The 14,425-nt window shown below is 41.1% G+C and carries 15 protein-coding genes; 7 read left to right on the top strand and 8 right to left on the bottom strand.

What is annotated here, in order from left to right:
- Positions 1 to 8: 8 nt before the first annotated feature.
- The 4 genes from F3G76_RS05760 to galE form a co-directional block, all read right to left on the bottom strand.
- Complete coding sequence (locus tag F3G76_RS05760) at positions 9 to 1,241, bottom strand: nucleotide sugar dehydrogenase (RefSeq protein ID WP_103571625.1); 1,233 nt, start codon at positions 1,239 to 1,241, stop codon at positions 9 to 11.
- Between the two features lie 128 nt (positions 1,242 to 1,369).
- On the bottom strand, positions 1,370 to 1,813 hold the full coding sequence (locus F3G76_RS05755; RefSeq protein WP_149706172.1) for an ecotin: 444 nt from the start codon (positions 1,811 to 1,813) through the stop codon (positions 1,370 to 1,372).
- Complete coding sequence (locus F3G76_RS05750) at positions 1,810 to 3,132, bottom strand: UDP-glucose dehydrogenase family protein (protein ID WP_149706171.1); 1,323 nt, start codon at positions 3,130 to 3,132, stop codon at positions 1,810 to 1,812. Before F3G76_RS05750 ends, F3G76_RS05755 begins: the two co-directional genes overlap by 4 nt.
- 8 nt (positions 3,133 to 3,140) lie before the next feature.
- Complete coding sequence (gene galE, locus F3G76_RS05745; protein WP_149706170.1) at positions 3,141 to 4,124, bottom strand: UDP-glucose 4-epimerase GalE; 984 nt, start codon at positions 4,122 to 4,124, stop codon at positions 3,141 to 3,143.
- 191 nt (positions 4,125 to 4,315) lie between these two features.
- Between galE and F3G76_RS05740 the strand changes: the two genes are divergently transcribed.
- Complete coding sequence (locus F3G76_RS05740) at positions 4,316 to 5,356, top strand: LLM class flavin-dependent oxidoreductase (RefSeq protein WP_149706169.1); 1,041 nt, start codon at positions 4,316 to 4,318, stop codon at positions 5,354 to 5,356.
- Here the strand turns inward: F3G76_RS05740 and F3G76_RS05735 are convergent.
- Genes F3G76_RS05735 through F3G76_RS05720 form a run of 4 tightly spaced genes read right to left on the bottom strand, consistent with a single transcriptional unit; the run spans position 5,353 to position 8,869 of the window.
- The gene (locus F3G76_RS05735; RefSeq protein WP_149706248.1) at positions 5,353 to 6,201 is read right to left on the bottom strand and encodes a DNA ligase; all 849 of its coding nucleotides are present in this window, start codon (positions 6,199 to 6,201) and stop codon (positions 5,353 to 5,355) included. The two genes, F3G76_RS05740 and F3G76_RS05735, sit on opposite strands and share 4 nt — an antisense overlap.
- A complete protein-coding gene (locus F3G76_RS05730) occupies positions 6,201 to 6,779 on the bottom strand; it encodes a DNA-3-methyladenine glycosylase I (RefSeq protein ID WP_149706168.1) in 579 nt (192 codons plus the stop codon). Before F3G76_RS05730 ends, F3G76_RS05735 begins: the two co-directional genes overlap by 1 nt.
- Positions 6,780 to 7,838, bottom strand: a complete 1,059-nt coding sequence (locus F3G76_RS05725; protein ID WP_149706167.1) for an NAD-dependent epimerase — start codon at positions 7,836 to 7,838, stop codon at positions 6,780 to 6,782. It lies immediately after the preceding gene.
- 20 nt (positions 7,839 to 7,858) lie between these two features.
- Positions 7,859 to 8,869, bottom strand: coding sequence for a 3'-5' exonuclease (locus F3G76_RS05720; protein WP_149706166.1), 1,011 nt, complete (start codon positions 8,867 to 8,869; stop codon positions 7,859 to 7,861).
- Between the two features lie 63 nt (positions 8,870 to 8,932).
- On the opposite strand from F3G76_RS05720, the gene waaC reads away from it, so the two are divergent.
- From waaC to F3G76_RS05690, 6 genes are read left to right on the top strand one after another with little or no spacing between them, the layout of a single operon-like run.
- Entirely contained in the window at positions 8,933 to 9,907 is a 975-nt protein-coding gene (gene waaC / locus F3G76_RS05715; RefSeq protein ID WP_149706165.1) for a lipopolysaccharide heptosyltransferase I, read from the top strand.
- On the top strand, positions 9,900 to 10,793 hold the full coding sequence (locus tag F3G76_RS05710) for a lipid A biosynthesis lauroyl acyltransferase (RefSeq protein ID WP_149706164.1): 894 nt from the start codon (positions 9,900 to 9,902) through the stop codon (positions 10,791 to 10,793). Before waaC ends, F3G76_RS05710 begins: the two co-directional genes overlap by 8 nt.
- A complete protein-coding gene (locus F3G76_RS05705) occupies positions 10,787 to 11,491 on the top strand; it encodes a glycosyltransferase family 2 protein (RefSeq protein WP_149706163.1) in 705 nt (234 codons plus the stop codon). The genes F3G76_RS05710 and F3G76_RS05705 overlap by 7 nt, the downstream gene beginning before the upstream one ends.
- Positions 11,488 to 12,558, top strand: a complete 1,071-nt coding sequence (gene rfaQ, locus F3G76_RS05700; RefSeq protein ID WP_149706162.1) for a putative lipopolysaccharide heptosyltransferase III — start codon at positions 11,488 to 11,490, stop codon at positions 12,556 to 12,558. The genes F3G76_RS05705 and rfaQ overlap by 4 nt, the downstream gene beginning before the upstream one ends.
- On the top strand, positions 12,555 to 13,628 hold the full coding sequence (locus F3G76_RS05695) for a glycosyltransferase family 4 protein (RefSeq protein ID WP_149706161.1): 1,074 nt from the start codon (positions 12,555 to 12,557) through the stop codon (positions 13,626 to 13,628). Before rfaQ ends, F3G76_RS05695 begins: the two co-directional genes overlap by 4 nt.
- Positions 13,625 to 14,422, top strand: coding sequence for a polysaccharide deacetylase family protein (locus F3G76_RS05690; protein ID WP_149706160.1), 798 nt, complete (start codon positions 13,625 to 13,627; stop codon positions 14,420 to 14,422). Before F3G76_RS05695 ends, F3G76_RS05690 begins: the two co-directional genes overlap by 4 nt.
- Positions 14,423 to 14,425: the final 3 nt, after the last annotated feature.

Genomic DNA, 14,425 nt, shown 5'->3' with positions numbered 1-14,425 from the left:
TAAATTCCTTACAGCCTAGCGTCAGCCTCTGGGTAGATATTTTTTATATCATAAACCAAGTGGCCTTTTAGGTTGAGCTTTTTAAATTCATTGTGAGCTACGGCGATCACGATGCAGTCGTAGTCGTCTAGGTTATACTCTTTTACTAGATCAAAGCCGTACTCATGTTTTACCTCAGCGCTATCAGCCCAAGGATCAGTCACATCGACCTTGCAGCCAAAGTCTTTTAGCTCATCAACCACGTCTATAACGCGAGAATTTCTTATATCTGGGCAGTTTTCTTTAAATGTCATACCAAGAACAAGCACACGCGCTTTGTTGATAAGCACACCTTTTCTTATCATTAGTTTTATCACTTGATCGGCTGCGTATCTGCCCATATCATCATTGATGCGGCGACCTGCTAGGATCATTTCAGGGTTGTAGCCTACCTCTTGAGCTTTGTGAGTTAGGTAGTATGGATCTACGCCGATGCAGTGACCGCCGACTAGACCTGGGCGGAAATTTAAGAAATTCCACTTAGTACCAGCAGCCTCAAGCACGTCTATGGTGTTGATGTGAAGCTTTTCAAATAGCATCGCAAGCTCGTTTATAAAGGCGATGTTGATGTCGCGCTGGGTGTTTTCGATAACCTTTGCAGCCTCTGCTACTTTGATGCTTGAAGCTTTGTGAGTGCCTGCTGTGATGATTGAGCGGTAAATTTCATCGACCTTGTCAGCGATCTCTGGAGTTGAGCCACTTGTTATCTTTTTGATCTTTGTAACAGTGTGCTCTTTATCACCTGGGTTTATGCGCTCTGGAGAGTAGCCGCAGAAGAAGTCTTTATTAAATTTAAGTCCGCTCTCTTCAAGAAGTGGTACGCAAATTTCTTCTGTAACGCCTGGATAGACAGTGCTTTCATAGACAACGATGTCGCCTTTTTTAAGCACTTTTGCTACGCTCTGGGTCGCTTTTACCACTGGGGTTAGGTCTGGGCGTTTGTTCTTATCTATAGGAGTTGGGACGGTTACGATGAAGAAGTTGCAGCTTCTGATGTCATCTAAATTTAGGCTAAATTTCATGCCATTATCGATCGCTTTTTTCATCTGCTCGTTGCTAAGTTCAAGCGTTCTATCATAGCCACTTTTAAGCTCTTCTATACGTTTTGCATTTACGTCAAAGCCGACTACTTCGTACTTCTCACTAAAAGCTGCTGCTAGTGGAAGTCCCACATATCCAAGTCCTACTACTGCTATTTTCATTTCTCTTTCCTTTTTAAAATTTTTGGTTTTATTGTTTTTATACGTTCATAAATTCTTATCTCTGTACTAATAATACTATTAATGCCATGATTTTAAATAACCTTATAATTATTTTTTACTTAAGTGTTTCATTTATCTTTCCTTTTTAAAATTTTTGGTTTTATTGTTTTTATACGTTCATAAATTCTTATCTCTGCGCCTACACCTTGCGGAGTTACGATCCTTATGGGGCTAGCGCCAGGCAAAATTTGAGTAAATTCATAATAAATTTGCCTCTTTTTCTTTTTGCCGTTGCAAGGATTAAGCGGCTTATCTTCTGCGCTAAATTCATAATAAACCCCGCTTTTATCCTCTTTTTTATCTAAATGTCCACCCTCTAGCATAGCAAATTCACAGTCTGTTTGCATCTCTTTAAAAAATGCAACTTCATATTTAAAATAATCAACCGGCATCTTTGAGACAGGTAGCTCAAAAACCTGCTCCTGCGCCTTTGCCTCGCTATTGCCTGAAGCCTCGCTAGCTAAAAGCGCAAAAGGCAGCAAAAAAACTACGAGAGATAAAATTTGCTTCACGCTTTGACGCCTATTTGAAAATACTTAAATCCATGCTCAGCTAAAGCTTTAGCGTTATACTGGTTGCGTCCGTCAAATATGACAGCATTTTTTAGCCTCTCTTTGATCTCCATAAAATCAGGCGATCTAAACTCGCTCCACTCTGTCACAAGCACCATTGCATCGGCGTTATCAAGAGCGTCATATTTATTTTTAGCATATTTCACATCTAAATTTGGCATATATTTTTTAGCTTCTTCACTCGCTTTTGGATCGTAAGCGACCACTTTTGCGCCAGCCTCGTCTAAAAGCTTTATCAAAGTTAGCGAGCTAGCCTCTCTCATATCATCGGTATTTGGCTTAAACGCAAGCCCCCAAAGTGCGATCGTTTTGCCCTTTAGATCGCCGCCAAAGAAGTTATAAATTTTATCAAAAAGCACTCTTTTTTGGGTCTTATTTCTTGACTCGACCGCGTTTAAAAGCTCTGGCTCAAAGCCATTTTGTCTAGCTGTGTAGATGAGCGCTTCGACGTCTTTTGGAAAGCAGCTGCCGCCATATCCACATCCTGGATAGATGAAGCTATATCCGATCCTTGAGTCGCTGCCGATGCCTTTTCTAACTAAATTTACATCAGCGCCCACACGTTCGCAGATATTTGCTATCTCGTTTATAAAGCTTATTTTGGTTGCCAGCATCGAATTTGCAGCGTATTTTGTCATCTCGGCTGATTTTACGTCCATGCAAATGAGCCTGTCGTGGTTTTTCATAAATGGCTCATAAAGCTCTCTCATCACGCTAAAGCCCCACTCGCTGCTAGCTCCGATAACAACGCGATCTGGCTTTAAAAAGTCCTCAACCGCCGCGCCCTCTTTTAAAAACTCTGGATTTGAGACGACTTCAAATTTAACCTCTACATTTCTCTTTTTAAGCTCAGCCTCGATCACCTCATGCACCTTAGCTCCAGTGCCCACTGGAACGGTTGATTTATCGACTACGATTAGTGGTTTGTTTAAATTTTCTCCGATTGACTTGGCAACTGAGAGAACATATTTTAAATCCGCCTGTCCATCAGCGCCCATAGGTGTGCCAACTGCAATAAATAGCACATCTGCATGCTCTAGCGCCTCGGTTATCTGCGTGCTAAATTTAAGCGAGCCATTTTTATAGCACTCACTCACGATATCAGCAAGCCCTGGCTCATATATAGGCACGACGCCGTTTTTTAGCGCCTCGATCTTTTTGCTATCAACATCGACGCAGATCACACTGTTGCCCATCTTAGCAAAGCATGCACCACTTACTAGCCCAACATATCCAGTTCCGATTACTGCTATTTTCATGCTTATCCTTAAATTCTTTTTTCCCACTCAAGGGCAGTTTTTATGATGAGCGCTAGATCGTCTCTTTTTGGCCTCCAACTTGTTAGCGAGCGCAGTTTGCTTGCGTTTGAGATAAGGATAGCTGGGTCGCCGTCCCTTCTTGGCGCATTTAACACCTTAAAATTTACCCCACTTACTTTTTTTGCGGTCTCGATGACCTCTTTTACGCTAAATCCCCTACCATATCCCGCGTTAAAAGTTTCGCTACCATTTTGACTGATGTAATCAAGTGCGCTGATGTGGGCGTCTGCTAGATCGCTAACGTGGATGTAGTCTCTAACGCATGTGCCATCTTTTGTCGCGTAGTCATCGCCAAAGATACCCATGCTCTCACGCTTGCCAAGAGCTGTTTGCACCGCTACTTTGATAAGGTGCGTGGCGTTTGGATAGTTTTGACCGATCAGCCCCTCTTCGTCTGCGCCTGCGACGTTGAAATAGCGAAGTATCGCAAATTTGAAATTTTCATTTGAAGCGGCGTAGTCTTTTATGATCTGCTCGCTCATGAGCTTGCTTCTGCCGTATGGATTTATCGGATTTGTAGGCGTTGTCTCGCTCACTTCTGCCACGTCTGGTTCGCCATAAACTGCGGCAGTTGAGCTAAATATAAATTTATTTACATTGTAAGTTTTTGCATATTTTAGCACTCTTGCGACGTTTGCGGTGTTGTTTAGATAGTATTTTAGCGGCTCGCTCATACTCTCAAAGACCTCGATAAACGCTGCAAAATGAATGATCGCATCAAATTTGCCATTTGCAAAAATTTCGCTCAAATCATCCTCTAAATTTGCATTTATAAATTTAAAATTTCCTATCTTTTGAAGTGCCTCAAGTGCTTTTTGTGAGCCCTTGCAGAGATTGTCGATGATGGTTATCTCATCTTTGCCTTGCTTTAAAAGTGCTTTTACTACGTGGCTGCCGATATATCCAGCTCCACCTGTTACTAAAATCTTCAAGTTTAAGCCTTTCATAAAAAAGTGGTTAATTTTATCAAAAATAGAGTAAAGCAAAAGTAAAGCAAGGTTAGTTTTTAAAATTTGCTTGAAGGCTGCGTGGATAGGTCTTTGCCTTTACAAATTTAAAATAGACTTACAATTTATTTTAAATTTAATCTTTATAATCCCTCATCTACAAAAAAAGGATAAAAATGAATGTTTCAATCTTAAATTTACTACCGATAAAACAAGGCGGTGACGCAAAAGACGCCATAGACGCAGCCGTTAGACTGGCTAAATTTGCCGAAGATATCGGCATAAATCGCTACTGGGTTGCCGAGCATCACAATATGAAAAATTTAGCTAGCTCAGCCACGCAGCTCATCATCGCGCACATCTTAGAGCATACAAAAAGCCTTCGTGTGGGCTCTGGCGGCGTGATGCTACCAAACCACAGCCCCTACTCTATCGCCGAGCAGTACGCCACTCTTGAGACTCTATATCCAAACCGCGTCGATCTTGGGCTAGGCAGAGCTCCAGGGACCGACCAAGAGACAGCTGCGGTGCTTAGACGCGGTGCCAGAGAGATAGAATTTGATATGCAAATAAACGAATTAATGGACTATTTTAACGCCAAAAGAGCCGTAAAAGCCTATCCAAAAATTGAAAAATTTCCACCTATTTACATACTTGGCTCAAGCATATATAGCGCATATGTGGCGGCTGAGTTTGGTCTGCCTTATGCCTTTGCGTCGCACTTTGCACCACGTGCGCTAGAAAAAGCGGTAGAAATTTATCGTCAAAATTTTAGACCTTCTTCGTTTCTTGCCACGCCTTATGTCATCGCAGGAGCAAATGTGATAATAGCCCAAAGTGACGAGCTAGCAAAGAGTTTAGCCACTACGCAAACGCAGTTTTTCTTAAACGTAGTAACTGGCGGAAAAGAGTATTTGCAACCGCCAAAAAAAGATAACGACGAGGTCTTTGCCATAAGTGGCAAGGCAGGCGCACAGGCTCCGCATTTTGGACCGATCGACTTTAGGCAGATAGAGCTAAAAAATAGAGAAAGAAGCGTCACGGAAGAGATGATGGCGTGCTCTTTTATAGGCTCAAAGCAAAGCGTTAAAGAGCAAATTTTAGAGTTTCAAAACAGACTTGAAGTCGATGAGATCATGGCTCAAAGCTTCATTTTTGATGAGGAGGCGCAGCTTAGCTCTTTTAGGGCGTTAAAAGAGACCATAGATGAAATTTAATCCTCTCTAACCCTTAAAAATATAGGAAATCTTGGCTTGCCATTAGAGGTTAAATTTTGAAATTTATATGTGATGATAGAGCCTATCTTTGGCGGATTTGTGCGTTGCTCGTCGCTTAGTCCTGAGCCTATTTTAAAGATAGTGCCCTCTTTTGGCTCGCCAGCTCTTTCTTTATCATCTTTGCCGCCAAACGCTTTACAAGTGATCGAGCCAGCAAATTTTTCGTATTTGCCGCTGCCTTTATTTACGGCGATAACCTCACACTCGGCGTCTTTAAATTTCTTAAATTTAAGCGCATTTTTGCTTCGTTTTCGCTCGTATGGCGCATTTGGCTCACGCACCACAGCTCCTTCGCCGCCTTTTGCGATGATATTTTCAGTAAATTTTAAAAACTGAGCGTTATCACGCATTTTTATCTGTTTTATGATGATCAAATTTTGATTTGGCTCATTTTTTAGAAATTTAGCCAAAACTTCAAGCCTATCAAGCAAGCCACCGCTCGCCTCTGGCACGTCAAAAATGTGAAATTTAAGCCTGCTCCACGCCTTTTCATCTGGCAGCTTATCCATCACGCTTGCTTGAATTTCTTCAAATTTAAGCTCCTTTGCGTAAAGCTCGCCATCAAGTGCAAATTTAGGGAAATTTTTAGTAAAACTTAGCGGTGCATTTAGCTTTTTGCCCTGCCTTGAGAGTAAATTCTCTCCGTCCCAGTAGGCGCGCACGCCATCAAGCTTCTCGCTAGCTAGCCAGCCACTGACGTTTTGATCTTTAAATTCGCTAAGGCGCAGCAGATCAAGAGAAAATGCAAAATTTAAAAGCACCAAAAGTGCAAAAACTATCCTAATCAAGCCTTACTCTTGCAAAAACAATAGTCCATATGATCATCCACCACGCCCACGCTTTGCAAAAAGGCATAGGTGCTAACAGAACCCAGAAACTTAAACCCTCGCTTTTTTAGCTCCTTTGCCACAAAGTCAGACATCGGCGTGGTTGCTGGCACTTGCTTGATATTTTGATAGTGATTGATGATCTGTTTGCCGTCAAATTTGGGGTCAAATTTCTTTAGCAGATGCCCCCATAAATAGTCATAAAAGCTGCCAAATTCTTGCGTCACAGACAAAAATGCAATGGCGTTTGTGGCAAGCGATTTTAGTTTTAGTCTATTGCGTATCAGCCCTTCGTTTTGCATAAATTTAGCTATCTCAGCCTCGCCATAGAGCTTGATCTTTTCAGGGTCAAAGCCGTCAAACGCCGCTCTCATAGCCTCTCTTTTTTGAAGCACTCCATGCCACGAAAGACCCGCTTGAAAGCCCTCCAAAACTATCATCTCAAAAAATTTTCTATCATCTTTTATGACTTTACCCCACTCATTGTCGTGGTAGGCTATATCAAGCTCGCCCTTGGCCCACTCGCAACGTCTCATTTAAATTTTGATCCCATAAAACTCGCTATACCACTCGACAAATTTAGCCACGCCGTCATTTACTTTTGTATTTGGCTTATAGTCAAAGTCAGCCACCAAGTCGCTCACGTCTGCAAATGTCGCTGGGACGTCGCCTGCTTGAAGTGGGAGGAAATTTTTCTTGATCTCACGGCCGATCTTTATCTCAACTGCTTTGATGTAGTCCATGAGCTCGACTGGGCTGTTGTTGCCGATGTTATAGACTTTAAACGGCGCTTTTGAAGTGGCAGGGTCTGGGTGCTTTGCGTCCCAAGCTGGATTTGGTTTAGCTGGGTTGTCGATGCACTTAATAATGCCCTTTACAATGTCGTCCACGTAGGTAAAGTCGCGCTTCATCTTACCGTAGTTGAAAACATCGATGGTCTTATCTTTAAGCGCGGCATCAACAAACAAAAATAGCGCCATATCAGGGCGTCCCCATGGTCCATAAACCGTAAAAAAGCGAAGCCCAGTCGTTGGCACATTAAATAGATGGCTATAAGTGTGCGCCATCATTTCGTTGCTCTTTTTAGTCGCTGCGTAGAGGCTTATAGGGTGATTGACCCCCTCGTGTGTAGAAAAGGGCATGTTCTCATTTAAGCCATAAACCGAGCTAGAGCTTGCATAGACTAGGTTTTTGATCTCATTGTGGCGGCAGCACTCGAGGATGTTCATAAAGCCTGTGATGTTGCTATCTATATAGGCTTTTGGGTTTATGAGCGAGTAGCGAACGCCAGCTTGTGCGGCTAAATTTACCACTACATCAAATTTCTCTTTAGCAAAAAGCTCTTTCATCGTCTTTTCATCAGCAAGGTCTGCTTTTATAAATTTTAAATTTGGATGTGTTTTTGAGGTGATAAGTTTGCCATAGTCTATCTCGCTCACGTCAAAACCAGCCGTTTTTAGGCGTGCAAGCTTTAAATTTACGTCGTAATAGTCATTTATCACGTCATATCCAACGACATCATCTCCACGTGCCACAAGAGCATTTGCAAGGTGAAATCCTATAAATCCAGCTGTTCCAGTTACTAAAATTTTCATATTTTTCCTTTCATTTTGGCTTATTCGTCGTCTAAATTTATCTCAGGCACTTTCTCTTCAAAAAGTGTCTTGCTCTTTGGCTCTTTTGGCTTTAGATCGCTTGCTTTTTTAAGCAGACCGCCCAGCATATCGCGGTTTAGCTCCTCTTTGCTAATCGGCCTTACCTCATCAAATTCGCTAAATTCCAAAGCCTCTTTATCTACCTTTATCTCGTAGTCTAGCTTGCCAGAAATTCTTTCTAGCTCGTCGCTTATCGCAGAGCAAAAGACCTCAGTGTATCCCCTGTGAGCGCAGTTTTTGGCTAGAAATTCGCTCATCACGTTTAGGTGATTTATGTAGTCATCTTGCAAGATATTTGCCTGCAAAAGCTCAAATTTCAAAAATAGCCAGTAGGTGTTAAGAACGTCGCTTTCGCAGTATTCGTTTATCTTATCAAGCTCGCCTGCGTAGTATAGCTCAAGCACCTGATCACCGTGCACGTCGTATTTGCCAGGTAAATTTAAGCTAGCACAAAGCGTATCGAGCTTTAGCCCTCTAACACTTCCAAAATCGCTTATAAAATCAAGCAGATCAAGGTGAAATTTAGGCGAATATCTTGCCCTATAATTTTCCCATTTGTTTTTATTTAACTCTTTGTTTTCGCTCTCATAATACGCCGCCGCGTTTAGGTTGTAGCGCATCGCACGCACCATAAGCATTGGCAGGTCAAAGCCACGGCCATTAAAGCTAACGAGCCTTGGGTTGTAATCATTTATAAATTTTAAAAATTTAGCGATGATCTCGCGCTCGTCCTTGCCCTCCATCGTGCTAACTTTTAAAAATTTGCCGTACTCATCGGCCATTACCGCAGAGATCGCGACCACTCTATGAAACATCACAGGCAAAAAGTCACTACCGCTGGCCTCTTTTTGCAATGCCATCGCCTGGATGCTCACATCTTCGTCGCTTCCGTCGATGCCATAAACTTTTCTTATCAAATTTGCATCAGGTATCGTCTCGCAGTCAAAGACGCAGATGTAACTTTTTGCCATTTTAGCCCTTTTTTAAGCATTTTTTTTTAAAATCATACCAAAAATTTATATTTAAAGTGTTTTATGCAAGATAAAAATCAACTAAAAATAGCCATAGTAAAGCTTTCGGCACTTGGTGACATCGTGCATGCAGCCATCGTGCTTCAGTTTATCAAAAAGCACTACCCAAATGCTCACATCACATGGCTCGTTGATGCCCGTTTTGCAAGCCTTTTAAAAGATCATCCCCTAATCGACGAGCTAGTCGTTTTGCCGCTTAAAGAGAGCTTTAAAAAGAGCTACAAGATCATAAAAACGCTTGGCAAATTTGACAAAATCATCGATCTGCAAGGGCTTTTTAAATCAGCCGTCGTTGCAAAACTACTTGGCAAAGAAATTTACGGCTTTAGCAGAGAAAGCGTCAAAGAAAAGATTGCAGCCAGGCTTTATAGGCATAAATTTAAGATCGACTACAACGAAAATATCATAGTTAGAAACCTAAGCCTTGTTGGATACGCTCTAAATTTTGGCTTTGATAGAGATGAAATTTTAGAAAAATCGCCCTGCTTTGAAATAGTAGGAAAATTTAAAAATGAAAGTGGTAAAAAACGCGTACTAATCGCTGCCTTTGCAAGCGAAGAGAGCAAAATCTATGACAAATTTAAAGATGTGATCAGACTTCTTATTGGTTGTGAAATTTACCTTTGCTACGGGAGTGAGAGCGAAAAAGCAAGGGCTGAGGCGATCATTTCGGGCACCAAAGCAAAACTGCTTGAAAAACTAAGCATAAAAGATATGATAGATTACATCGCAAGCTGCGATCTGGTAATTGGCAATGATAGCGGTCTAACACACCTTGCATGGGCTGTAAATAGGCCTTCTATCACGCTTTTTGGCAACCGACCAAGCCACCGAAACGCCTACGTCACGGATAAAAACTTAGTTGTTGATATGGGCAAGCAAATAGATGCTAGAAGCATCGATAAAAACGACTTTTGCATAAGAGAAATTTACCCTGAAACGGTTGCAAATTTCGCAAAAAGGCTGCTAAATGGATAGGCTATATCTAGCTGGCTTTTATACCTTAAAATTTCTTATATTTATAATGCCTTGCTCGCTTCAAAACATGCTTGCTAAATTTTTAGCATTTGCGTTTATGAAGCTTAAAAAAAAGAGATTTCATATCGTGATGACAAATTTAGACCTTGCTTTTGGCGAAACGAAAACCAAAGAAGAAAAGCTTGAGATCGCCAAAAAATGCTACTACAACTTTGCAAAATACCTTGGTATAAATTTCATCCTCAATCAAAACACAACAAAGCAAAAGATCCTAGAGCAAGTTGTTTTTAAAAATGAGCACTTTTTACTTGATGCGATGAAGTCTGGCCGGCCTATCATCGTCACAACTGCGCATTTTGGGCAGTGGGAGATATTTGGCCTAGCAGTTGCAGCTCATTTTGGACCATCTTCAGTGCTTGGCAGAAGGCTTGATAGCAGCGTCATGGATAAAATTTTAAGAGCCAACAGATCGCAGTTTGATGTGGAGCTAATCGACAAAGATGGCGGCGCAAAAGATATCTTAAAAGCGCTGAAAGCTAGGCGAATAGTAGGAATTTTAGTTGATCAAAACACCGCACCAAAAGATGGTATAAAGGTGAAATTTTTTGGCAAAGATGTGCTTCACACGCCAGCTGCAAGCGTACTAGCTCAAAAGACAAATGCTTTAATCATAAACGCATTTATCTACCAAAAAGATGAAAATTTAAGTGAAATTTGCTTTGAGCAGCCTATTGATATAACCACGTTTGACAAAGAAGATGCTGTGCAAAAAGCGACGCAAATGCAGTGCAGTGCGTGCGAAGAGATGGTTAGAGCAAGGCCAGAGGAGTACTTTTGGTTTCACCAAAGGTTTAAGAGATTTTACGAAAATGAGTACAAATGCTAAGCGTTGTAATCCTAACTTGCAATAGCGAAAAGTACCTAAAAGAGGTGCTAGAAAGTGCTAAATTTGCTGATGAGATCATCGTGGTTGATAGCGGTTCAAAAGATAACACAAGGCAAATTTGTGATGGCTTTAGCAATGTGAAATTTCACGAGCAAGCTTGGCTGGGATTTGGCGCGCAAAAGCAAAAGGGTGTGGATCTAGCCAAAAACGAGTGGGTCTTTGTGCTTGATAGCGACGAGGTGATTACAGACGAGCTTAAAAATGAGATCATTAGTACGCTAAAAGAGCCTAAATTTATGGCTTATAACGTTGCTAGGCTAAATTTTTTCTTTGGTAAAGCGATAAAAAATATGGGGCTATATCCAGACTACACGGTGAGACTTTTTAACAAAAATTTTGCCAAATTTGATGGCAGAGCTGTGCATGAAAAGGTCGTTTTAAATGACGGCTCACAAAGGCTTGGAGCGCTTAAAAATCACTTCTTGCACTACGCGTATGAGAGCATCGAGCAGTTTATCGCCAAGCAAAATCGCTACTCAAGCATGGGCGCAAAAAGAAATTTGCTAAAGGCGCTTATAAGCCCGGCTTGGACATTTTTTAAGCTTTATGTGCTAAAAGGTGGCTTCAAAGAGGGCTTTGCTGGCTACGTTATCGCTAGACTTTACGCCCAGTACACATTTTGGAAATATATAAAATGAAAATACTTGTGATTAAATTTAGAAACATCGGCGACGTGCTTTTGACAACGCCGCTCATTGAAAATTTACACCACTGCTATCCAGATGCGACCATCGACTTTGCCCTAAACAAAGGCACAGAAGCGATGATAGAAGGCAATCCTTATATAAACAAAATTCACATTTACGATAGGCAAAGTGCAAATTCTGGCTTTTTTAAAAAGCTAATGACCGAGCTAAAATTTATAAGAGCGATCAAAAAAGAGAAATACGATATGGCGGTGCAAACGACCACTGGAGACCGCGGCGTCATCATCTCAAAGTACGCTAAGATAAAAAAGATAGTTGGCTTTTTAGGCAAGCACAAGGCGATAAATAAGCTTTTAAGCGTAAAGGCAAAATACTACGAAAATTTCTCTCACACGGTCGATCTAAATTTAAACGCGCTAAGGGCTTTGGGCTTTGAGCCGGTTAGTAAAAAAGTGAGCGTTTTTTCAGACGAGAGCGTGGAGTATCTAAATTTACCAAAACGTTTTGTGCATGTGCATCTAACAAGCCGCTGGATGTTTAAATGTGCAAATGACGAGAGCATGGCAGAGCTCATCGACTACTGCGAAAATGAGCTTGCCGTAAAGGTCGTGCTAACAAGCGACAACAAAGAAAATGAACTTGAAAAACTTGCAAGCGTGCTAAAAATTTGCAAAAGTGAGCCTATAAATTTAGGTGGTAAGCTAAGCCTAAAACAAACGATCGCTCTCTCAAAACGATCAAGTCTCTTTATTGGCGTCGATACTGCTATCATGCACATAGCCGCGGCAAACGACGTGCCAGTGATCGCCTTTTTTGGCCCAAGCGGAGCTTTTGAGTGGGGACCTTGGGATAATGGCTTGATGCAAAATGGCTACACAGCGCAAAATGGCATCCAAGGCATGGGTAAGCACATCGTATATCAAAAAAATTGGGACTTTGTGCCTTGCGACAAAGAGGGCATAAAAGAGCACGGCATCGAGAAGACTTTAATGGACTTTAGCGATGAAATGGGACAGATAAAGGCGAAAATAAGATCAAATTTGGAGCTAGCGCAATGAACATCCTCCACACGCAGACGCTTTTTAACTGGGGTGGCGAGCAAAACAAGACGCTAAACGAGATGCGTTTCATGCGTGAAATGGGTCATGAAGTGATGCTCTTTTGCAACCCAAATTCGCAGATCGAAAGCATCGCAAAAGAAGATGGATTTAAGGTCATCACGCACGAGATGAATAAGAAAAATTTTCATAAAAGCGTGCCAGCGTTTTGCGAAGCGATAAGCTCAAATAATATAGATGTCGCGATCACACATGGCTCGACTGATAGCTGGGTCGGCGCCATAGCTGGGCTTTTTTACCGCAAAAGAGGCGTTAAATTTTATAAAGAAAGACACAATCTTTTCCCTATAAATGGGTTTGTTTCTAAATTTATGCATAAAAAGCTTTTTGACAAAATTTTATACATCTCAGGTAGCGTCAAAGAGTATCTCCTAAACATCGGCGTTAGCGAAGATAGGCTCTTTTTTATGCCAAGCACGGTTGATGTCGAAAAAATTGATAGCACAAAAAGCACTTTTAGAGATGAGTTTCATATCGCCAAAGATGAGCTAGTCATCGGCACTTTTACCTCACTTTACCGCAAAAAAGGGGTCTTTGACTTCGCAAGTGCTGCAAAAGAAATTTTAAAGACAAAGGATGCAACTATTGTATTTTCTGGCAACATTAGTGACGGCACAAAAGAGCAGATCACCTCTATGTTTGATGAAAAAGATAAGATCATCTTCACTGGCTTTAGAAATGACGCAGCAAATGTTATAAAAAGCTTTGATATCTATGTATTTGCCTCGCACTCTGAGGGTCTTGGTACAGTACTACTTGAGGCGATGAGCTCAAAGGTGCCAGTCGTGGTCTATGATAACGCGCCGATGAACGTGCTAGTTAAAGATAAAGAGCGTGGGCTTTGTGCTAGAAATTTAGATGAAATTTCACTAAAAGAGTGCATTTTAGAGCTGATAAATGAGCCTGAAAAAGCCAAAATTTACTCTCAAAACGCCTTTAAATTTGTGGATGAAAACTTTAGCCACAAGGCGCTAAAAGAGGCTATAAGAAATTTACTGGAGCAAAAATGAACTACCCAGTTTGCGTGCTAACGATGCACCACTGCAATAACAATGAAAACGACTTTGCCATTAAACCTGAGCTATTTAAAAAAGCGCTTCTTATGGCACTTGACGAGGGCTATAAATTTATAAATTATGGTCAGTTTAAAGATATCGTGGCTGGCAGGTCAAAAGCCTTCAAAAAGAGCATTTTGCTAACTTTTGATGATGGATATTTTGACAATTACAAATTTGCATTTCCTATCTTAAAAGAGCTAAATATCCCAGCTGTTTGCTTTTTGATAACAGATAAGATCAGAGATTTTAAAAGGCAGGATTATGATTTTTCGTTTAAAAAACACAAAGGGATCGACTACGACAAAGACGCGGAGTATTTTTTAAATTTAGATGAGATCAGGCAGATGCAAGAGAGCGGGCTCTTTGAATTTGACAGCCACACAGCGAGCCACTTTTCTTGCAGAAGTGACGATGAGGCAAAGTTAAGAGAGGAGTTTTCTAGCTCGCTTGCCAAGATAAAAGAGCTATTTCCAGAAAAAAAAGAATTTGGCTTTTGCTTTCCAAAAGGGCATTTTAACGAGCTTTCGCAAAGGATAGTTAAAGAGTATTACGGCTTTGCTTTTAGCGTGATAGATGGTGGATTTTGCATGGGAGATGATAAATTTAAGATAAGACGTATCGATATCTCAAACAACGCAAAGAGCGAGAGCGACTACATTTTTAGGATCAAAAAGAAGCTTTTTATCTATTCGACTCCTTTTGTTGGCAAAATTTACTCAGACTTTAGAAATCGAAGCTTTAAATAGTGC

It is taken from the genome of Campylobacter concisus (assembly GCF_902460575.1).
Classification (GTDB): Bacteria; Campylobacterota; Campylobacteria; order Campylobacterales; family Campylobacteraceae; genus Campylobacter_A; species Campylobacter_A concisus_AW.
This window is presented reverse-complemented; position numbering and strand designations above follow the sequence as displayed.

Bases quoted from the DNA above. Each gene is read 5' to 3' on its own strand.
- F3G76_RS05695 (WP_149706161.1), top strand. From the start codon at position 12,555: ATGAACATCCTCCACACGCAGACGCTTTTTAACTGGGGTGGCGAGCAA.
- F3G76_RS05740 (WP_149706169.1), top strand. From the start codon at position 4,316: ATGAATGTTTCAATCTTAAATTTACTACCGATAAAACAAGGCGGTGAC.
- F3G76_RS05690 (WP_149706160.1), top strand. From the start codon at position 13,625: ATGAACTACCCAGTTTGCGTGCTAACGATGCACCACTGCAATAACAAT.
- rfaQ (WP_149706162.1), top strand. From the start codon at position 11,488: ATGAAAATACTTGTGATTAAATTTAGAAACATCGGCGACGTGCTTTTG.
- waaC (WP_149706165.1), top strand. From the start codon at position 8,933: ATGCAAGATAAAAATCAACTAAAAATAGCCATAGTAAAGCTTTCGGCA.
- F3G76_RS05705 (WP_149706163.1), top strand. From the start codon at position 10,787: ATGCTAAGCGTTGTAATCCTAACTTGCAATAGCGAAAAGTACCTAAAA.
- F3G76_RS05750 (WP_149706171.1), bottom strand. From the start codon at position 3,132: ATGAAAATAGCAGTAATCGGAACTGGATATGTTGGGCTAGTAAGTGGT.
- F3G76_RS05730 (WP_149706168.1), bottom strand. From the start codon at position 6,779: ATGAGACGTTGCGAGTGGGCCAAGGGCGAGCTTGATATAGCCTACCAC.
- F3G76_RS05710 (WP_149706164.1), top strand. From the start codon at position 9,900: ATGGATAGGCTATATCTAGCTGGCTTTTATACCTTAAAATTTCTTATA.
- F3G76_RS05720 (WP_149706166.1), bottom strand. From the start codon at position 8,869: ATGGCAAAAAGTTACATCTGCGTCTTTGACTGCGAGACGATACCTGAT.
- F3G76_RS05725 (WP_149706167.1), bottom strand. From the start codon at position 7,838: ATGAAAATTTTAGTAACTGGAACAGCTGGATTTATAGGATTTCACCTT.
- F3G76_RS05760 (WP_103571625.1), bottom strand. From the start codon at position 1,241: ATGAAAATAGCAGTAGTAGGACTTGGATATGTGGGACTTCCACTAGCA.